This is a genomic window from Paracoccus sp. P2 (assembly GCF_046335115.1).
Classification (GTDB): domain Bacteria; phylum Pseudomonadota; class Alphaproteobacteria; order Rhodobacterales; family Rhodobacteraceae; genus Paracoccus; species Paracoccus pantotrophus.
This window is the reverse complement of sequence record NZ_JBGOSN010000058.1, coordinates 4,923-22,579: the sequence shown is the minus strand read 5'-3', so window position 1 is coordinate 22,579 and position 17,657 is coordinate 4,923. Positions and strand designations below refer to the sequence as shown.

The following is a 17,657-nucleotide window of genomic DNA, read 5'->3' as shown; positions in this document are numbered from 1 at the left end:
TCCGAGGCGTTCAACTGCTCCAGCCCGCCCAGCTCGATCGTCAGCTCGGCCGTGCCATCGCCGTCCAGGTCGACCAGAAGCCGATGCGCGCCGGCCTGCGACCGGATATTCCGAGGCGTGGACCCGCTGGCTGCCGGTCATCGCCAGCATCCCCGGTGGTTGCGGTCCCATCCCGGGCGCGATGCGGCCTGCCTGGCATCGCCCGCCCGTCGCGGTGACATGGCTGCCTCAGGCCGACCCCCGGCCGTTGCGCGACAGGGACCGCGGGACGGCTGCGGCCGCAGCGCGACATCCCGGACCATGCGCGGATCGCCGCGGTCCCGGATCGCGGCGGGGCCGAGCCAGCGCCGCGGCGATGCGGCCGGCATCGGGCGGGGTGCCTGCGTCCAGAGGCTTGAAAGCAGGAAAACAAAGGCCATGTCTAGGCTGGCCCCTTGGGGCCCTTGGGTTTTGCGCATGGGGTTTCGTCTTGCAGGGCTTCGGCTTGGACAGATACGCCCTGCGCCTTGAACAGGCGCATGGCTTGCCCCGGCCCCGTTGACACGCAAGGCGTGGACGGCTGGCCGGGGTCAAGCTGAATCCAGCCCGTTTTCCCAAGAGGTTCCGTCATGCTGCGCGCCCTTCTGCCGGCGATCTGCCCGCATTGCGGCGAGGATGTTCCCAGGGCTGCCGCCCGGCGATGTCCGATCTGCCGCGCTCCGTTTCCCTTGCCGTTCTCGGTGCCCGAGCCGCGCCGCCTGCCGCGGCGCAAGGGCGCAAAGGGGGGCGACGATGGCGAAAGATGAAGCCCCGGCCATGGGCCTGCTGTGGCGGTTGGCTGTGGTCGTCGCCCTGGCGCTGGCCGCCGCCACCCTGGTCGAGCCGCTGGCGCGGCGCCATCCCGACCTTTTCGCCTTACAGCTTTGGGCGGGGCCGCTGCGCAACGCGGGCTTTTCCGTGGCCTGCTTTGCCGGGGCGCGCCTGGCGCATGGGCTGGCCGCCCGGCGCCTGCTGCGCCGCCGCAAGGGCCGGCGCCCGGTGCCCAAGGTGCTGTTGGACCTGTTGTGGTTCGGGCTGCTGGCCGTGGCCACGCTGGCCAGCCTGTCGCTGTTCTTCCGCCAGGATCTGTCGGGGATCCTGACCGGCTCGGGCCTAGTGCTGGCGGTGCTGGGCTTTGCCATCCGCAATGCGGTGGCCGACGTGTTCTCGGGGCTGGCGATGGGGATCGAGGCGCCGTTCCGCATCGGCGACTGGGTGCGCATCGAGACCCTGGCCGAAGGCAAGGTGCAGGAGATCGGCTGGCGCACCACGCGCCTCGTCAGCCGCGACAGCACCTATGTCATCCTGCCCAACAGCCAGATCTCGTCGCGGCGGATCACCAATTTCAGCGCGCCGCGGCAGGAATACCGCGACCATGCCGAACTGACCCTGCCCGCAGACCTGCCGGTGGCCGAGGCCGGCCGGTTGATCGCCGCGGCCGCCGCCGCGGCGCGCATGATCTCGGCCGGCAAGCCGCCCGAGGTGCAGGTGACGGATTACGGTCCCGCCGGCATCACCTATCGGGTGAAATACTGGGTGCCGCAGCACGACCGCGAACTGGCCTGCCGCAACGAGGTCGTGAGCCTGATCGACGCCGCGCTGCGCGAACAGGGCATCCGGCTGGCGGCGGACCGGATGCCCTGCGGCCAGGGTCAGGACAGCGCCAGCGCCGGCAGCGCGCGGGCCGGGGCCCGCAGGCCGATCCGCCCGGCCTCGGCCGAGGCCAGGTAGATGTGGTGGAAGGCATCGACCCGCCCGCCGACCAGCTGGATGTCGTCGCGCCGCCAATGCCAGGGCTGGGCGTCCAGCACCCGCTCGAACGGGTCCGAGGCGGTGGCCGACCAGAAGGCGGCGATGCCGTCCGGCCGCAGCGCCCGGCGCAGCACCGCAAGGCCGCCTTTGCCGTAAAGTCGGCCGTTTTCGGGGCGCACGGTGAAATCCGGCCCGTTATCGGTATCCATCAGGATCACGTCGAAACCGGCGCGGGGCTCTGCCAGCACCGCCATCACATCCGCGATGCGCAGGCTGACGCGCGGGTCGCGCAGCGGGTGGCCGGCCAGATGGCCGATGCGGTCGCGGTTCCAGCCGGCGATCTGGGGGATCAGTTCGCAGACCGTGACCTGCGCGGCGGGGCCCAGCAATTCCAGCGCCGCGCGCAGGGTGAAGCCCATGCCGAGCCCGCCGATCAGCACGCGGGCGCCGGGCCGGCCATGCAGGCGCAGGCTGCGCTCGGCCAGCACGGTCTCGGACTGATGGTTGAGGTTGGACATCAGCTCCAGGCCGTTGAAGCGGATCTCGTAAATTGCGCCGCGCTGGCGCAGCAGGATTTCATCGCCCGCCGCCGTGCCGGCGCGGGCCAGGGTATTCCAGATGGGCATGTTCGATCCCCGACATCGGGCAGGCCAGAAGGGCCCCCCGGTGGTTGCGTGACGGTTTCGGAAAATGGCCTTGGGTTGCCCGGCGTTCAGCGCGCGGACAACCCCGGCACATTGGTGGCCCTGAAACCGATCAGCAGCGGAAAGATCGCCGAGGGATGCGGCAGGCCGAGCCGCGGCGCAGGGCCGCGATCCGGGCAGAACCGGTCCCGTCGCATCGCCAAGCCCCTATGCCGCCGGGGTCACCGGATCGGCGCGGCCGACCGCCAGCACGGTCAGTTCGCGCGTTTCGCCCGCGCGGGTGTCCCAGGGAAAGCGCGCGCCGGCCCGCAGGCCGATCAGCGCCACGCCGATGGGCGTCAGCACCGAGGCGCGGCCGGCGGCGATGTCGGCATCCTCGGGCCAGGCCAGCACCACGGTCTGCTCGCGCCCGGTGGTCTCGTCGCGGAAGGTGACGGCGCTGCCGATGCCGGCGACATCCTCGGGCATCCGCTCGGGCGGCAGGACGCGGGCGCGGGCCAGTTCGGTCAGCAGCCGGTCGGCAAGGTCGGGATTGCGCGCCATCGCCCCTTCGGCAAGGCGTTCGAGCCGGTCGAGCGTATCGCTGGCGATGGTGACTGGCGGTCGCGATGTTCTGGCCATGTCGGCTCCTTCAGTCATGTCATGACCCGCCGGGGCCGCCGCGGGGGGGGGGCGGAGCAGCGGTCGAATTTCTGGATCAGGAAAGCCCCGGACGCGAGGTCAGCGCAAGCGCGCCCCTGTCCGGGGCAGCTGGCGCGTCAGCAGCAAACCGGTGCCGCACCGGCTCTTGCATAGGGGAATACGCATGGTCATGCCCCCACTTTAGCCGCGCCGCCGCCCCGAGTCGAGAGAGCGGCCTCACCGGTCGCAGCGGCAGGTGCCGCTGTTACCCGACATCAGAACTGCCGCTTACGGGATCGGCCGATGGATCGCAACACGTGCTATCACGAATGGAATTTCGAAGGCGGTGGTGCGACGGCCGGGATCGCCGCCGCGTTCGGGGCGAACGATAACGATGGGGCGGCGGATTGAGGCCCAAGCGGGCAGAAAAGACTTCCTGCCGGATCTGATGTCCCTGGGCTTCAGATCGGATGTCCCGCTTCAGCCGCCCTTTCGCGGGCAGGCCCAGCGGCCGAGGGGCAGGCGCCCGAGCCGACCCTAGCGCGTCTCGACGGTGGCGAGATAGCTGTGGACGGCCTCGGGGCCGCCGCCCAGCCAGGCCTGTTCTTCGCCGCGCAGTTCGGGCGGTTCCAGCCAGCCGGGCTCGATCCCGGTCATGTCGGGCAGCTGATGCGCGATGCCCTTGTGGCAGTCGATGCAGGTCTTTTCGCCGGAGATCAGGTAACGCTCGTGGATCTGGGCCGCGCGGCGGGTCTGCTTGGTGAAATCCATCGCCACCGCCGCGTGGCAGTTGCGGCATTCCAGCGAATCGTTGGCCTTGAGCCGCGCCCATTCGTGCTTGGCCAGTTCCAGCCGCTTTTCCAGGAATTTCTCGCGCGTGCTGATGGTGCCGAAGATCTTGCCCCAGACTTCCTTGGAGGCCTGCATCTTGCGGGCGATCTTGTCGGTCCATTCATGCGGGACGTGGCAGTCGGGACAACTGGCCCGGACCCCCGAGCGGTTCGAGAAATGCACCGTCGGCATCAGCTCCTGATAGACGTTGTCGCGCATCTCGTGGCAGCTGGTGCAGAATTTCTCGGTATTGGTGATTTCCAGCGCGGTATTGAACCCGCCCCAGAAGATCACGCCGCAGATGAAGCCGCCCAGCGTCAGGAAGCCGATGCTGAGAAAGCTGCTGGGACGGCTGATGACGCGCCAGAACCAGGTGACCCGGCCCCAGATCCAGCGGATGCTTGCCCTGATCCAGCCCATGTCACGGGCCCCCGGCGTGGCGATAGCCGTCGCGGAACTGGTTCGGCACCAGCGGCTGCACATCGGTCTGCTGGACGTGGCAGGCGGTGCAGAAATAGCGCCGCGGCGTCACGTCGGTCAGCACCTGCCCGTCGCGGTCCTGGAAATGCGTGACGCTGATCATCGGCGCGCCCGAGCCCTCGGTGAACTGCGGCTTGTGACAATCCATGCAGCGGTTGGTGTTCACCGTCAGCTGGTAGCCGTCGATGGAATGCGGGATCACCGGCGGCTGTTCGGGATAGTTGCGCATCCGGCGCACGTCGTCGGTGATCGGCCGGCCGAGCGGCGGGATCTGGCCCTCGGACATCGGCTCGGCCCAGCCGGTCAAGGGCGGCACGATCTGCACCGCCGGCTCGGCCTGCGGCAGGGCGGCGCCGACCAGCGCGAACAGCAAAAGGCCGGCCATGGCGGCGGGCCGGATCAGACGGGAAGGATCTTGACCGCGCATTTCTTGAAATCCGTCTGTTTGGAAATGGGATCGGTGGCGTCCAGCGTCACCTTGTTGATCAGCTGGCTGGCGTCGAACCACGGCACGAAGACCACGCCGCGCGGCATCCGGTTCCTGCCGCGCGTGTCGATGCGCGAGCGGATCTCGCCCCGGCGCGAGACGATGCGCACCTCGGCCCCCTGGTTGAAGCCCATGTCGCGGGCGTCCTCGGGGTTCATGAAGCAGCGGGCGCCGGGAAAGGCCCGGTAAAGTTCCGGCACGCGCATGGTCATCGAGCCGGAATGCCAATGCTCCAGCACCCGGCCTGTCACCAGCCAGATGTTGTATTCCTCGTCGGGCGGTTCGGCCGGTGGCTCGTAGGGCACGGCGATGATGCGCGCCTTGCCGTCCGGGTTGCCATAGAACTGCACGCCGGCGCCCGGCTCGACATAGGGGTCCAGCCCCTCGCGATAGCGCCACAGCGTTTCCTTGCCGTCGACCACCGGCCAGCGCAGGCCGCGGACCTCGTGATAGGTGTCATAGGGGGCCAGGTCGTGGCCGTGGCCGCGGCCGAAGGCGGCATATTCTTCGAACAGGCCCTTCTGGACGTAGAAGCCGAATGCGTTCGATTCGCGGTTGGCGTAATCGGGGTTCAGTTCCGACAGGTCGAAGCGGTCCACGCTGCCGTTGCGGAACAGCACGTCGAACAGGCTCTGGCCACGATAGTTCGGGTTGGCGGCCAGGATCTCCTCGGGCCACACTTCGTCGGTGGTGAAGCGTTTCGAGAATTCCATCATCTGCCACAGGTCCGAGCGCGCCTCGCCCGGCGCCTCGACCAGCTGATGCCAGACATGGGTGCGCCGCTCGGCATTGCCATAGGCGCCCTCCTTCTCGACCCACATGGCGGCGGGCAGGATCAGGTCGGCGGCCAGGGCCGTCACCGTCGGATAGGCATCCGAGACAACGATGAAATTGTCCGGGTTGCGATAGCCCGGCCAGGCCTCGCCGTCGTTGTTGGGCGAGGCTTGCAGGTTGTTGTTCACCTGGATCCAGTAGAAGTTCAGCGTGCCGTCATGCAGCGCCCGGTCCTGCGCCACCGCATGCAGCCCCGGCTGCTCGGGGATCACGCCATGGGGGATGCGCCAGATCTCCTCGGCATGCTTGCGGTGTTCGGGATTGGTGACGGTCATGTCGGCGGGCAGGCGATGGGCGAAGGTGCCCACCTCGCGCGCCGTGCCGCAGGCCGAGGGCTGGCCGGTCAGCGAGAACGGGCTGTTGCCCGGTTCCGAGATCTTTCCGGTCAGCAGATGGAGATTATAGACCATCTGGTTGGCCCAGACGCCGCGCACATGCTGGTTGAAGCCCATGGTCCACAAGGACATGACCTTGCGGTCGGGATCGGCGTAAAGCTCGGCCAGCTGCTCCAGGAAGCCCGGCTCGACGCCGCTGAGTTCCGAGACCTTGTCCAGCGTGTATTCGCTGACCAGCTCGGCGAATTCCTCGAAGGTCGAGGGCGTGGTCGCCGCCGGATCCTCGGCCGTGCGCGCAGCCATCTCGCGTGGGTCGTCGTCGCGCAGGCCGTAGCCGATGCCGGTCGCGCCGGCGACGAAGGTGGTGTGGCGATCGACGAAATCGCGGTTCACCCGGCCGGTCTGGATGATGTGATTGGCGATGTAGTTCAGGATCGCCAGGTCGGTGCCGGGCTTGAAGACGATGGGAATATCGGCCAGGTCCGAGCTGCGATGGGTAAAGGTGGACAGCACCGCCACCTTGACATGCGGATGGCCCAGCCGCCGGTCCGCCACCCGCGTCCACAGGATCGGATGCATCTCGGCCATGTTCGAGCCCCAGAGGACAAAGGCGTCCGCCGCCTCGAAATCGTCATAGCAGCCCATCGGCTCGTCCATGCCGAAGGTGCGCATGAAGGCATAGGCCGCCGAGGCCATGCAATGCCGCGCATTGGGGTCGAGGTTGTTCGACCGGAAGCCTGCCCGCATCAGCTTGGTCGCGGCATAGCCCTCGAAGATGGTCCACTGGCCGGAACCGAACATGCCGAGCGCGGTCGGCCCCTTGTCCCTGAGCACCCGCTTGGCCTGGGCGGCCATGGTGTCGAAAGCCTCCTCCCAGCTGACCGGGGTGAACTCGCCGTCCTTGGCATAGACGCCGTCCTTCTTGCGCAGCAGCGGTTGGGTCAGGCGGTCGGCGCCATACATGATCTTGGACAGGAAATAGCCCTTGACGCAGTTCAGGCCGCGGTTCACCTCGGCCAGCAGGTCGCCATGGGTGGCGACCACGCGCCCCTCCTTGACACCCACCATGACGCCGCAGCCGGTGCCGCAAAAGCGGCAGGGCGCCTTGGACCAGGTGATTTGCAGCGATTCGACACCGCCGGGCACCGGCTGGGCCTGCGAGGACAGCGGGATATTGGCGGCCATGGCAGCGATCCCCGCCGCCTGCGCCTTGAGCAGATCGCGCCGGGAAATGGTCATGACAGTGCCTCCCTCTCATCGGCGGGAAGGATCTGTTCAAAGACCAGGTTGGCCGAGAACACGCCCTCCATCACCGAGATTGCCGCCATGCGGCTGCCGATCTCGCCCACCGAGGCGCCCTCCAGCACCAGGACGATCTTGGCGCCCTGGACGGCATGGACCTCGGTTCCGGGCAGGGTGGCGAAATGCCGGGCCAGGTCGGCCGCGCGATCCGGCCGGACGGTGACGATGGCGCTGGAGATGTGCAGGAAACGCGATTCCCCGCCGCTGTCCTGTTTCAGCTTTCCGGTCAGAATGTCGCGTCGCTGGATGGGGATCCTGTCTGGCTCGCGCATGGCCGCTCTCTAAATCTAATGCATGGGTCCGGGGGGTCCGAAGATGATCTGAGACATCCAGACCAGGAAGCCGTAGCCGCCGACGATCGCGACCGACAGGATCGGCCAGATCACCACGGCAAGGATCAGGAAGGCGATGACTTCATCCCGCTTGCGGTGCTTGGGGCGATCGGTTTCTTTCGCGGAATCGATCATTTCTGGGCAACCTGTGCGACAAAATGTCTCAGTCCAATCTTCCACAGAACTGTGAAAAATCAAAGAAGGTTCCCGGAAAAATTCGCCCCGGCGCGGCATCTGGCCGGCCAGCCATCCGTGCGCGGTCGCATCGGACGCTTGAAAATGGTTGCTCGTCAGTAAGATAGGCCGGGCTTTCGCCCGTGCCCCGCCGCCGGCCTAGAGGCTGTAAAGCGCCCCGGCCAAGGTCAAGCCGGAATCGGCCCCTGCGGGCCGACTGCGACATGAGCGCGCTAACGGGCGAAGCCGCTGATCTGCGGCAGCCAGGTGGACAGGGCCGGAACGAAGGTCAGGATCAGCAGCGAGGCCATGGCGGCCAGGAAGAAGGGCGGCAGTTCCCGGATCAGCGCCGAGGGCTTCTGCCGGGTCGCCGAGGCCACGACGAAGATCAGCCCGCCGACCGGCGGCGTCATCAGCCCGAAGGTCAGGTTCACGATGACGATGATGGCGAAATGATCCGCGGCGATGCCGAGGCTGTGGGCGATGGGCGCCAGGATCGGCACCAGGATCATCACCCCCGGCAGCGGGTCCATGAACATGCCGAAGACCAGCAGAAGCAGGTTCACCATCAAGAGGAAGGCGATGGGCGACAGGTCCATGGCGATCACCGCATCGGCCATGGCCTGCGGCACGCCCTCGATGATCAGCACCCAGGCAAAGGCGCGGGCGGCGGCCAGGATCATCAGCACCGCCACCGACATGATGGCCGAGCGCAGGAACGCCCCCCACAGGTCCGCCAGCGTGAAGCCGCGATAGACGAAGGCGCTGGTGACGATGGCATAGAACACCGCCACGACCGAGGCCTCGGTGGGGGTGAAGACCCCGCCGCGGATGCCGCCGACGATCAGCACGATCAGCAGCAGCGCCGGCAGGGCGGCAAAGCTGTTGCGGACCATCTGGCCCATTGGCGGGCGCGGCTCGGCGCTGCGATAGCCGCGCTTGCGGCTGATCCACCAGTTCACCCCGGCCAGCAGCCCCGCGATCAGCAGGCCGGGCAGGATGCCGGCCATGAACAGCGAACCGACCGAGGTGTTGCGGTCCTGCAGCGCATAGATGATCATGGTGATCGAAGGCGGGATGATCGGGTCGATCACCGCCACGGAAATCGTCAGCGCCCCGGCATAGGCCTTGGAATAGCCGCTGCGCTCCATCATCCGCGCCATCATCGCCCCCGGCCCCGCCGCCGAGGCCAGCGCCGAGCCGGAAATGCCGGCAAACAGCGTGCCGGTCAGGATATTGGCGTAACCCAGCCCCCCGCGCAGGTGGCCGACGAATTGCGAGGCAAAGCGCAAGAGCATGCGCGAGATCGCCCCGGTGGACATGATCTCGGCCGCCAGGATGAAGAAGGGCACGGCCAGCAGCGGGAAACTGTCGAGGCCGGTGAACATCTCCTTCACCACCACGACCAGCGGATAGCGGCCGGCAAGGCCCACCGCCGCGAAGGCCGCCATCGCCAGCGCGAAGGCGATGGGCACCCCCATGACCATCAGGATCAGGAAGGCGGCGATCAGGATCTCAACCAAGGGCGGCCTCGTCGGAATGCTGCAGGCCGGCGCGCAGGTATTGCGGCGCGATCAGGGCCAGATGGACGATCATCAGCGCGAAGCCGGCGGGCATCGCGGCATAGATCCATTTCATCGGCACCTGCAAGGCCGCTGACCGCTGGATCGCCATGCGGTTCATGTAGTCGATGCCGACCCAGACCATGAAGCCGAAAAAGCCGAACAGCACCAGCAGGATCAGCCCGCGCAGGGCAAGCTGGCCCCGCGTGGGCAGCGCGTCCTGGGCATTGGTGATGGCGGCATGGGCGCCATGGCGCAGCGCCAGCCCGCTGCCCAGGAAGGTCAGCCAGATCATCGAGTAACGCGCCACCTCGTCCGCCCAGGTCAGCGAATTGCCGGTCAGGTAGCGACCGGCGACGTTCCAGCCCAGGATGGCCGCCATGACGGCCAGTCCCAGCACCAGCACGGCACCGTTCAGCGTGACGAAGGCGCGTTCGATCCGGCGCATCGCGGCTTACTCGACCGCCTGGATGCGGTCCATCAGCTCCTTGCCGAACTGGGCCTCATATTGCTGGTAGGGTCCGGCCAGCGCCTCGCGGAAGGCGGCCTTCTGCTCGGGCGAAAGCTCGTTCACCTGCATCCCGGCATCCTTCATCGCGGCAACGCCCGAGGCATCGACCTCGTCGACATAGGCGCGCATCGCGACGACCGCGACCTTCGCCGCCTTCTCGAACGCCGCCTTCTGCGCGTCGTCCAGCCCGTTCCACAGCGCGGGCGAGACCAGGATGATGGTCGAGGAATAGACGTGGCCGTCCAGGGTCAGGTATTTCTGTACCTCGTTCAGCTTGGCCGAGACGATCACCGAGAGCGGGTTTTCCTGCCCGTCGATGGCGCCCTGTTCCAGCGCGCCGATCACCTCGGGCCAGGCCATGGGGGTGGGGGCGGCACCGAGGGCGCGGAACGCCTCGATATGCACCGGGTTCTCCATGGTGCGGATCTTGAGCCCGTTCAGGTCCGAGGGCGCCTCGACCGCGCCGCGATTGCTGGTGATGTGGCGGAAGCCCTGCTCGCCCCAGGCCAGCGCGTGCAGGCCGGCGGGCTCGAACTTGGCCAGCATCTCCTGGCCGATCTCGCCGTCCAGCACCTTGCGGGCATGGTCCTTGTCGCGCAGCAGGAAGGGCACGCCCAGGACGCCGACCTCGGGGACGAAATTGGTCAGCGTGCCGTCCGAGGCGATGGTCATCTCGACGGTGCCGAGCTGCAGCCCCTCCAGCACCTCGCGCTCGCCGCCCAGGCCCGAGGACGGGAAGTGGCGGAAGCTGAACTGGTCGCCCAGGCTTTCCTTGAGCGAGGCCTCGAAGGCCTTGGCGCCGGCGCCGTAATGGCTGTCCTCGGCCAGGGCGTAGCCGATCTTGATCTCCTGCGCGAACGAAGGCGCGGCGACGGCGGCGCAGAGAAGCGCCGCGGCAAAGACGTGTTTCATGCTGAATCCCTTCCGCTGTCCGGCGGGGATTTAGCGCCACATGACGGCAATGTGCAATCCCGCTGCCGGCCGGCGGCGGCGCGGGCGAGGTTCAGGCCCGGTTGCGGTCGGCCTCGGCCAGGGCGCGGACCACCTCCTCGTCGCTGGTCTGGTCGAAGTCGTGGTAATGCAGGCCGACGGCGTGGAACGGCTCGGGCGTGCGCAGGCAGACGACCTCGTCGGCCTCGGCGCGGATCTTCTCCAGCACGTCGGGCGGCGCGACGGGGACGGCGACGATCACCCTGGCCGCGCCGGACCGCGCCAGCGCCTTCAGGGCGATGCGCATGGTGGCGCCGGTGGCGATGCCGTCATCGACGACGATCACCGTCCGGCCCCAGGTCTCGGGCGCCGGCCGGCCGCCGCGATAGGCCTGGCGCCGGCGCTCGATCTCGCGCAGCTGCCGGGCCTTTTCGGCGGCGATGTGATCCTGCGTCGCCCCGGTCGCGGCGACGAGCTGGTCGTCGAGCAGCAATTGCGGCGGCGCGCCGTCCACGATGGCGCCGATGGCCAGTTCGGGATGCGCCGGCGCCCTGAGCTTGCGCACCAGGATGACGTCCAGCGGCGCGTCCAGCACCCTTGCCACCTCGAGCCCGACCGGCACCCCGCCGCGCGGCAGCGCCAGGACCAGCAGCGGCTCGCCCCGGTGCCCGGACAATGCGGCGCCAAGCTGTCTGCCGGCATCCGTGCGATCTGCGAACATCCCGCCTTCCTTTTTCCCATGCGTTATCCGCGAACCGAACCTCCCGCCGCCGGGGAATGTTCCCGTGGCCGGAAAGGGGTGGTGGCTGCATCATCGCTGCGCACGGTTCCGCCGAAGGCGGCCGGCGCGGCAGATGCCGATGGACGCTGCGGCCCGGACGTATTAGGAAGATGGCCCAGGGAACGGGCGGGTCAAGCCCGTCCGATACGAAGAACAGAGCGGGACCGAGCAGACAGATGCAATCCGGCAAGAGCGCGGTGCAGGCCGTGGCGACCGTGAAGCCTTTACAGATCCGCGGCCGCACCTTCACGGCCATCGCGCTGCATCTGAGCGGCCGGCCGGACCGTGCCTTTTTCGAGGCGCTGGAGGCGCGGCTGAACCAGACGCCGCTGTTTTTCGACAATGCGCCGCTGGTCATCGACCTGGAGCAGGCCGAGGGGCTGGACCGTGCCCAGGATCTGATGCAGCTGACCGCCGAGCTGCGCCGGCGCAAGCTGTCGGTCTTTGGCATCCAGAGCGGTACGCCCGCGCAGGCGCAGGCCGCGGCCGAGGCCGGGCTGATCTCGTTGCCCGGCGGGCGCGACGCGGCGCTGGAGCGCGTCTCGCGCCAGGGCAGCCGCCCCGAACCGCCCCCCGCGCCGGCGCCGAAAGAGCCGGCGAACCGCCTGATCTCGCAGCCCGTGCGCTCGGGGCAGACGGTCTTTGCCGATCGCGGCGACCTGATCGTCGTCGGCTCGGTCAGTTCCGGGGCCGAGGTGATCGCGGCCGGCAACATCCACATCTATGGCCGGCTGCGCGGCAGGGCGCTGGCCGGCGTCAACGGCGACGATTCGGCCCGCATCTTCTGCCATGCGCTTGATGCCGAGCTGCTGGCCATTGCCGGGCTTTACCGCACCAGCGAGAACCTGGGGGCCGACACGCCGCGGCAATACGTCCAAGTCTATCTTCAGGGCGAGGTGCTGCGCATCGAGTCCCTCAAATAACCCATGAGAAAGGAAACGCTCGTGAGCAAGGTTATCGTAGTCACCTCCGGCAAGGGCGGCGTCGGCAAGACGACCTCCTCTGCCGCCATCGCCGCGGGGCTTGCCATGCGCGGCCACAAGACGGCCGTGATCGATTTCGACGTGGGCCTGCGCAACCTGGACATGATCATGGGCTGCGAACGCCGCGTGGTCTTCGACTTCATCAACGTCATCCAGGGCGACGCCAAGCTGAAGCAGGCGCTGATCAAGGACCGCCGGCTTGAAAACCTGTATGTCCTGCCGACCTCGCAGACCCGCGACAAGGACGCGCTGACCAAGGAAGGCGTCAAGGCGGTGCTGGACGAGCTGCGCGAGGAGTTCGACTATATCGTCTGCGACAGCCCGGCGGGGATCGAGCGTGGCGCGCATCTGGCGATGTATTACGCCGACGAGGCCGTGGTGGTGACGAACCCCGAGGTCTCGTCCGTGCGCGACAGCGACCGGGTGCTGGGTCTGCTGAACTCCAAGACGGCGCTGGCCGAAAAGGGCGACGGCAGCGCGGTCAAGGCGCAGCTGCTGCTGACCCGCTTCGACCAGGCCCGCTCGGCCAACGGTGACATGATGAGCGTCGAGGACGTGCTGGAAATCCTGGCCATCCCGCTGCTGGGCATCATCCCGGAAAGCACCTCGGTCCTGAAGGCCTCGAACGAGGGCACGCCGGTCTCGCTGGACGAGAAGTCGCCGGCGGGCAAGTCCTATCTGGACGCCGTCGGCCGGCTGGTCGGCGAGCAGATCGAGATGCGGGTGAGCCCCGGCGACCAGCGCCGCGGCTTCTTCCAGAGGCTTCTGGGACGGACGGCCTGACATGTTCGGTTTCTCATTCCGTCAGCGAAAGCCCAGTTCGGCGCAAACCGCCAAGGAGCGCCTGCAGATCCTGCTTGCGCATGAGCGTTCCAGCGGGACGACCAGCCCGGACTTTCTGCCGTTGTTGCAGCGCGACATCCTCGAGGTGGTGCGCCGGCACATGGAAATCGACGGCGATGCGGTCGACATCAAGCTTGAGCGCAGCGACGATCTGTCCAGCCTCGAGATCAATATCGAGCTGCCCAATGCCAGCCCGGCGAAGGCGCGGCCCGCCAGCTAGGCAGGCCGACAGGCCCCGCCCTTGGCGGGCGGGGCGCAGGGCTTACAGCGCGCCCTTTTCCATCTCGGCGGCGATATGTTCCGCTTGCCGGATCGCCAGCGCGACGATGGTCAGGGTCGGGTTCTCGGCTGCCGAGGTGGTAAAGACCGAACCGTTCGAGACGAACAGGTTCGGGATGTCATGGGACTGGCCCCATTTGTTCACCACCCCGTCGCGCGGGTTTTCCGACATGCGGTTGGTGCCCAGGTTATGCGTGGACGGGTAGGGCGGCGTCGGCAGAATCCGCGTTGCGCCCGCCGCGCGATAGATCCGCTCGCCCACGGCATAGGCATGGTTGCGCATGGCGATGTCATTGGGGTGGTCGTCGTAATGCACGTTCGGCACCGGCAGCCCGAATCGGTCCTTTTCGCCGCGGTTCAGGGTGATGCGGTTGGTTTCCTGCGGCAGATCCTCGCCCACGATCCACATGCCGGCCATGTTTTCATAGCTGTCCAGCGCCGAGGTGAACTCGCGTCCCCAGCCGCCGGGATCCATGAAGGCCGCCATGAAGGGGATGCCCAGCGACAGCGTCTCCAGCTCATAGCCGCCGACGAAGCCGCGGGCGGGGTCGTGATGCGCCTCGTCCTGGACGATGCCGGCCATGGTGGTGCCGCGCCACATCCGCACCGGGCGTTCGAAGATCGCATAGACCGAGCCGGTGGTGTGGCGCATGTAGTTGCGCCCGACCTGGCCCGAACTGTTCGCCAGCCCGTCCGGGAACCGCTCCGAGGCCGAGGCCAGCAGCAGCCGCGGGCTTTCGATCGAGTTGCCGGCGACGGCGACGATGCGGGCGCGCTGGAACTGCTCGGTCCCGTCGCGGTCGATATAGCGCACGCCGGTGACCTTGCCGTCCTCGTCATGCTCGATCCGGGTGGCGTGGCAATGGTCGCGGACCTCTAGGTTGCCGGTCGCCTCGCCGCGCGGGATGTCGGTATAGGCCGCCGACCATTTCGCGCCCCATTTGCAGCCCTGGAAGCAGAAGCCGGTCTGCTGGCAGGCCATGCGGTCGTCGTAATCGACCGAATTGATCGCCATGCGGCCGGTCGAGACCTGGCTGTAGCCCAGGGCCTTGGCGCCCTTTTCAAACACCAGGTAATTGTTGTTCCCCGGCAGGCCGGGCAGGTCGTTGGTGCGGGTGACGCCCAGCTTCTTCTCGGCCAGGTCGTAATAGGGCTCCAGCTCGGCCAGGGTGATCGGCCAGTCCAGCAGGCTGGCGCCATCGACCGGGCCATAGGTCGTCAGCGCCTTGAACTCGTGTTCCTGGAAGCGCAGCGATGCACCGGCCCAGTGGATCGAGGTGCCGCCGACCGCCTTGACGATCCAGGCCGGCAGGTTGGCAAAGTCCCGCGCTACCCGCCAGTCGCCCGAGGTGGTGCGCATGTCGCCCCAGCTCAGCTGCGCGAAACTGTCCCATTCGTCGTTGATGTAATCCTCGGGCAGGTAGCGCCCGCCCGCCTCCAGCGCCACGACCTTGACGCCCCTTTGCGCCAGCTCGTTGGCCAGCACGCCGCCGCCCGAGCCGGTGCCGATCACCACCACGACCGAGGCGTCGTCATGTCCGAATTTCGCTACATTGTCAGCCATCTCCGCCTCCCTCACAGCCAGTCGATGTCGTTGAAGCCGCGCTCGATATAGCCGCCCTGCGAAAAGCTCTCGCCCTCATAGCCAAAGACCGGCCAGACCTCCTTCTGGTTGTATAGGCCCGTCACCAGCCCGGCGCGCACGGTCTGGAAGAAGGGCGTGTGCTCGATCAGGCGCAGCATGGCGACGCGGTCCTTTTCCCAGCCCGCGGCCAGGTAGGTGTCGAAGCCCTGGGCCTGGGCGACCAGGTTCAGCCCCGCCACGCCTTCCTCGATCATCGGCGCCTGTTCGGGATTGTCATGCGTCTTGACGGCGATGGCATAGAAGCGGTCGGCGATGCGGTCATGCGGATAGATGTCGCGGGCCATCTGGATCAGCACCGCCATGGTCTCGGGCTTAAGCGCCGCGGTCTCGACCGCCCAGGCCGCGTCGCGGGCGGCGACGAAGCCCGAGCCGACCACGAAGGTCGCCCCCGCCGCCATGGCGCGCGCCAGCAGGCCGCGCCGGGTCAGCCCCCTGACATCGCTGCCAGAGGGGGATTTGTGGATGACAGTCATTTGCTCCTCCCTGAGTTGGTTGGCCCGCCCCTCCCGGCGGGCCGCCTGCCTAGAGGTACCGGCCGCCGCGTTGCAGCACCTCGATCTCGTAGCCGTCCGGATCCTTGATGAAGAAGAAGCGGGCGATGACCTCGCCGCCGGGGGCGAAATCGACCAGCTTGCGCGGGGCCAGGCCCAGATCGGTCAGCCGCCGGTGTTCGGCCGCGACATCCTCGACCGAGACGGCCAGATGGCCGTAGCCGTCGCCCAGCTCATAGGGCTGCTCGCGGCCCTTGTTGATGGTCAGCTCCAGCTCGAAGCTGCTTTCGGCATTGGCCAGGTAGACCAGGGTGAAGCTGTCGAAATCCAGCCGCTCGACCGGTTCCAGGCCGAAGGCGGCCTTGTAGAAGGCCAGCGAGCGCGCCTCGTCCAGCACGCGGATCATCGAATGAATCATCTTGGCCATGCGGCTTTCCTTTCCGGTCTTTGCACCAGTATCGGAAGGACGCCGGCCCCGCGGGTAGCATCATGCTACCACGCGGCGGATTTCTTGCGCGATGCCGCGATCAGGCGGCCTGCGCCACCTGCTGCGCGGCCTTGCGAAAATCCTGCGCGCCGCGGCCGCGCAGCTCCAGCTGCACCAGGCAGGCGCAGCGCAAAAGCGAGGTGAAATTCACCGGCTCGCCACCCAGCTGCAGCACTTCGGATTGCAGCGTGGACAGGAAGGCGGGCGTGGCCATGCCCTCGCCGGCGGCGATCTCGTCCAGGATGTCCCAGAAGGCCTGTTCCAGCCGGATCGAGGTGCTTTGCCCGTTCAGCCGCAGCTTGCGGGTCGTCGGCTGATAGCGGCGCGGATCCTGGCGGGAGAAGACTTCGCACATGGCATGGTTCCCAAACTGGCTCGGCAAGTTCCCCGATCATAGCACGGCGGGCGAGCCATGCCAGTTTCTTGCACCGCGGCCTGTCCGGCGCGGAACCGGCGTGCGGGACCGGCATCGAATGCGGCACGGCACGGCGGGGCAACCCATGTGGCGGGCATCGCCAGGGTCGGCGGCGGTCGCGGTGCGGTGGCCGGACCGGTATCGGTCGATCCGGGCCGCGGGTGGGGCGACAATAAGCCGCTGCCCGGCGGATTGCCGGATGAAATATACGAAAATGCGTATTATTGCACCTCGCATCAGGAGAATCCGATGAAAACCCTGCTCGCCGCTTCCGCTCTTGTCCTTGCGGCCGCGCTGCCCGCCTCGGCCCAGGAGGGGCGCAAGCTCGTGACCATCCTGACCGCGCCCGAGCCGCAGACCCAGCTGATGGCGATGGTGCTGACCATGAACGCCGTGGCCAAGGGGGCCGAGGCGCAGATCCTGCTATGCGGCCCCGCCGGCGACATGGCGCTGAAGGAGGCGCCCGAGACCGCGACCGCCGGCCAGCCGCCGCAAGGTGCCAGCCCGCAGGGCCTGATGCAGCAGATGATCGAGAAGAACGGCGTCAAGGTGCAGGTCTGCGCCATCTACCTGCCCGGCAAGGGCGCGGATGCCTCGGTGCTGCTGGAGGGTGTGACGCCGGCCAAGCCCGATGCGATGGCCGCTGAACTGATCGCCGAGAACACCACGGTGCTGAGCTTCTGATCCCGCCTCGGGGCGACATGAAAGGAAAGGCCGCCCTTGCCGGGCGGCCTTGTCGTTTGTGCGGCCCTGGAGGGGCGGGCAGTCCGGGCTGCCGGACGGGGGCCGATCATAACGGGCCCCGGACGCAGGGCCCCGGACGCAGGGCCCCGGACGCAGGGGCCCGGACGCAGGGGCCCGGAGAAAGGGGCCCGGAGAAAGGGGCCCGGAGAAAGGGGCCCGGAGAAAGGGGCCCGGAG

General features: G+C 67.8%; 20 protein-coding genes. 5 read left to right on the top strand and 15 right to left on the bottom strand.

Annotated features, from left to right (window positions below; translation table 11 throughout):
- Positions 1-771 precede the first annotated feature (771 nt).
- Entirely contained in the window at positions 772-1,749 is a 978-nt protein-coding gene (locus ACDP63_RS21655) for a mechanosensitive ion channel family protein (RefSeq protein WP_024845633.1), read from the top strand.
- Here the strand turns inward: ACDP63_RS21655 and ACDP63_RS21650 are convergent.
- The 11 genes from ACDP63_RS21650 to ACDP63_RS21600 all read right to left on the bottom strand — a co-directional run bounded on the left by ACDP63_RS21650 (position 1,671) and on the right by ACDP63_RS21600 (position 11,534).
- Positions 1,671-2,396, bottom strand: coding sequence for a hypothetical protein (locus tag ACDP63_RS21650; RefSeq protein WP_024845632.1), 726 nt, complete (start codon positions 2,394-2,396; stop codon positions 1,671-1,673). The genes ACDP63_RS21655 and ACDP63_RS21650 overlap by 79 nt on opposite strands.
- A gap of 225 nt (positions 2,397-2,621) precedes the next feature.
- Positions 2,622-3,035: a nucleoside diphosphate kinase regulator gene (gene rnk, locus ACDP63_RS21645; protein WP_024845631.1), complete on the bottom strand. Its 414-nt coding sequence runs from the start codon at positions 3,033-3,035 to the stop codon at positions 2,622-2,624.
- Between the two features lie 537 nt (positions 3,036-3,572).
- Positions 3,573-4,286 (bottom strand): cytochrome c3 family protein, encoded by a 714-nt coding sequence (locus tag ACDP63_RS21640; RefSeq protein ID WP_024845630.1) that lies wholly within the window; start codon positions 4,284-4,286, stop codon positions 3,573-3,575.
- A gap of 1 nt (position 4,287) precedes the next feature.
- Positions 4,288-4,773: a nitrate reductase cytochrome c-type subunit gene (locus ACDP63_RS21635; RefSeq protein WP_024845629.1), complete on the bottom strand. Its 486-nt coding sequence runs from the start codon at positions 4,771-4,773 to the stop codon at positions 4,288-4,290.
- Positions 4,746-7,241: a periplasmic nitrate reductase subunit alpha gene (napA, locus tag ACDP63_RS21630; protein ID WP_074991064.1), complete on the bottom strand. Its 2,496-nt coding sequence runs from the start codon at positions 7,239-7,241 to the stop codon at positions 4,746-4,748. Before napA ends, ACDP63_RS21635 begins: the two co-directional genes overlap by 28 nt.
- Positions 7,238-7,576 (bottom strand): chaperone NapD, encoded by a 339-nt coding sequence (locus ACDP63_RS21625; protein WP_074991062.1) that lies wholly within the window; start codon positions 7,574-7,576, stop codon positions 7,238-7,240. The genes napA and ACDP63_RS21625 overlap by 4 nt, the downstream gene beginning before the upstream one ends.
- A 15-nt stretch (positions 7,577-7,591) precedes the next feature.
- Complete coding sequence (gene napE, locus ACDP63_RS21620; RefSeq protein ID WP_024845626.1) at positions 7,592-7,771, bottom strand: periplasmic nitrate reductase, NapE protein; 180 nt, start codon at positions 7,769-7,771, stop codon at positions 7,592-7,594.
- 272 nt (positions 7,772-8,043) lie between these two features.
- Complete coding sequence (locus ACDP63_RS21615; RefSeq protein WP_024845625.1) at positions 8,044-9,333, bottom strand: TRAP transporter large permease; 1,290 nt, start codon at positions 9,331-9,333, stop codon at positions 8,044-8,046.
- A complete protein-coding gene (locus ACDP63_RS21610) occupies positions 9,326-9,820 on the bottom strand; it encodes a TRAP transporter small permease (RefSeq protein ID WP_024845624.1) in 495 nt (164 codons plus the stop codon). Before ACDP63_RS21610 ends, ACDP63_RS21615 begins: the two co-directional genes overlap by 8 nt.
- 6 nt (positions 9,821-9,826) lie before the next feature.
- Positions 9,827-10,795, bottom strand: coding sequence for a TRAP transporter substrate-binding protein (locus ACDP63_RS21605; protein WP_409928618.1), 969 nt, complete (start codon positions 10,793-10,795; stop codon positions 9,827-9,829).
- Between the two features lie 91 nt (positions 10,796-10,886).
- Positions 10,887-11,534 carry a phosphoribosyltransferase gene (locus ACDP63_RS21600; protein ID WP_036748218.1) on the bottom strand — a complete coding sequence of 216 codons (648 nt, stop codon included), beginning with the start codon at positions 11,532-11,534 and terminating at the stop codon, positions 10,887-10,889.
- Positions 11,535-11,770: 236 nt separating this feature from the next.
- Here ACDP63_RS21600 and minC point away from each other — a divergent pair, with 236 nt between their 5' ends.
- The 3 genes from minC to minE are packed head-to-tail and all read left to right on the top strand — an operon-like array spanning position 11,771 to position 13,640.
- Positions 11,771-12,517, top strand: a complete 747-nt coding sequence (gene minC, locus ACDP63_RS21595) for a septum site-determining protein MinC (protein ID WP_024845621.1) — start codon at positions 11,771-11,773, stop codon at positions 12,515-12,517.
- 21 nt (positions 12,518-12,538) lie between these two features.
- Entirely contained in the window at positions 12,539-13,360 is an 822-nt protein-coding gene (minD, locus tag ACDP63_RS21590) for a septum site-determining protein MinD (protein WP_024845620.1), read from the top strand.
- Between the two features lies 1 nt (position 13,361).
- Positions 13,362-13,640 (top strand): cell division topological specificity factor MinE, encoded by a 279-nt coding sequence (gene minE / locus ACDP63_RS21585; RefSeq protein ID WP_024845619.1) that lies wholly within the window; start codon positions 13,362-13,364, stop codon positions 13,638-13,640.
- A 42-nt stretch (positions 13,641-13,682) separates the two neighbouring features.
- Here the strand turns inward: minE and ACDP63_RS21580 are convergent, their stop codons facing one another.
- From ACDP63_RS21580 to ACDP63_RS21565, 4 genes are all read right to left on the bottom strand, one after another.
- Positions 13,683-15,263 (bottom strand): GMC family oxidoreductase, encoded by a 1,581-nt coding sequence (locus ACDP63_RS21580; protein ID WP_409928617.1) that lies wholly within the window; start codon positions 15,261-15,263, stop codon positions 13,683-13,685.
- 11 nt (positions 15,264-15,274) lie between these two features.
- Positions 15,275-15,817 (bottom strand): twin-arginine translocation pathway signal, encoded by a 543-nt coding sequence (locus tag ACDP63_RS21575; protein WP_024845617.1) that lies wholly within the window; start codon positions 15,815-15,817, stop codon positions 15,275-15,277.
- A 49-nt stretch (positions 15,818-15,866) separates the two neighbouring features.
- The gene (locus ACDP63_RS21570; RefSeq protein WP_024845616.1) at positions 15,867-16,262 is read right to left on the bottom strand and encodes a VOC family protein; all 396 of its coding nucleotides are present in this window, start codon (positions 16,260-16,262) and stop codon (positions 15,867-15,869) included.
- Between the two features lie 100 nt (positions 16,263-16,362).
- Entirely contained in the window at positions 16,363-16,677 is a 315-nt protein-coding gene (locus ACDP63_RS21565) for a ribbon-helix-helix domain-containing protein (protein WP_024845615.1), read from the bottom strand.
- A 309-nt stretch (positions 16,678-16,986) separates the two neighbouring features.
- Here ACDP63_RS21565 and ACDP63_RS21560 point away from each other — a divergent pair, with 309 nt between their 5' ends.
- Positions 16,987-17,421 (top strand): hypothetical protein, encoded by a 435-nt coding sequence (locus ACDP63_RS21560; protein WP_024845614.1) that lies wholly within the window; start codon positions 16,987-16,989, stop codon positions 17,419-17,421.
- Positions 17,422-17,657 lie beyond the last annotated feature (236 nt).

Bases quoted from the DNA above. Each gene is read 5' to 3' on its own strand.
- ACDP63_RS21600 (WP_036748218.1), bottom strand. From the start codon at position 11,534: ATGTTCGCAGATCGCACGGATGCCGGCAGACAGCTTGGCGCCGCATTG.
- ACDP63_RS21560 (WP_024845614.1), top strand. From the start codon at position 16,987: ATGAAAACCCTGCTCGCCGCTTCCGCTCTTGTCCTTGCGGCCGCGCTG.
- ACDP63_RS21625 (WP_074991062.1), bottom strand. From the start codon at position 7,576: ATGCGCGAGCCAGACAGGATCCCCATCCAGCGACGCGACATTCTGACC.
- napE (WP_024845626.1), bottom strand. From the start codon at position 7,771: ATGATCGATTCCGCGAAAGAAACCGATCGCCCCAAGCACCGCAAGCGG.
- ACDP63_RS21580 (WP_409928617.1), bottom strand. From the start codon at position 15,263: ATGGCTGACAATGTAGCGAAATTCGGACATGACGACGCCTCGGTCGTG.
- ACDP63_RS21575 (WP_024845617.1), bottom strand. From the start codon at position 15,817: ATGACTGTCATCCACAAATCCCCCTCTGGCAGCGATGTCAGGGGGCTG.
- ACDP63_RS21650 (WP_024845632.1), bottom strand. From the start codon at position 2,396: ATGCCCATCTGGAATACCCTGGCCCGCGCCGGCACGGCGGCGGGCGAT.
- minE (WP_024845619.1), top strand. From the start codon at position 13,362: ATGTTCGGTTTCTCATTCCGTCAGCGAAAGCCCAGTTCGGCGCAAACC.
- ACDP63_RS21570 (WP_024845616.1), bottom strand. From the start codon at position 16,262: ATGGCCAAGATGATTCATTCGATGATCCGCGTGCTGGACGAGGCGCGC.
- napA (WP_074991064.1), bottom strand. From the start codon at position 7,241: ATGACCATTTCCCGGCGCGATCTGCTCAAGGCGCAGGCGGCGGGGATC.
- ACDP63_RS21640 (WP_024845630.1), bottom strand. From the start codon at position 4,286: ATGGGCTGGATCAGGGCAAGCATCCGCTGGATCTGGGGCCGGGTCACC.
- ACDP63_RS21610 (WP_024845624.1), bottom strand. From the start codon at position 9,820: ATGCGCCGGATCGAACGCGCCTTCGTCACGCTGAACGGTGCCGTGCTG.
- ACDP63_RS21655 (WP_024845633.1), top strand. From the start codon at position 772: ATGGCGAAAGATGAAGCCCCGGCCATGGGCCTGCTGTGGCGGTTGGCT.
- ACDP63_RS21635 (WP_024845629.1), bottom strand. From the start codon at position 4,773: ATGCGCGGTCAAGATCCTTCCCGTCTGATCCGGCCCGCCGCCATGGCC.
- minC (WP_024845621.1), top strand. From the start codon at position 11,771: ATGCAATCCGGCAAGAGCGCGGTGCAGGCCGTGGCGACCGTGAAGCCT.
- ACDP63_RS21605 (WP_409928618.1), bottom strand. From the start codon at position 10,795: ATGAAACACGTCTTTGCCGCGGCGCTTCTCTGCGCCGCCGTCGCCGCG.
- rnk (WP_024845631.1), bottom strand. From the start codon at position 3,035: ATGGCCAGAACATCGCGACCGCCAGTCACCATCGCCAGCGATACGCTC.
- ACDP63_RS21565 (WP_024845615.1), bottom strand. From the start codon at position 16,677: ATGTGCGAAGTCTTCTCCCGCCAGGATCCGCGCCGCTATCAGCCGACG.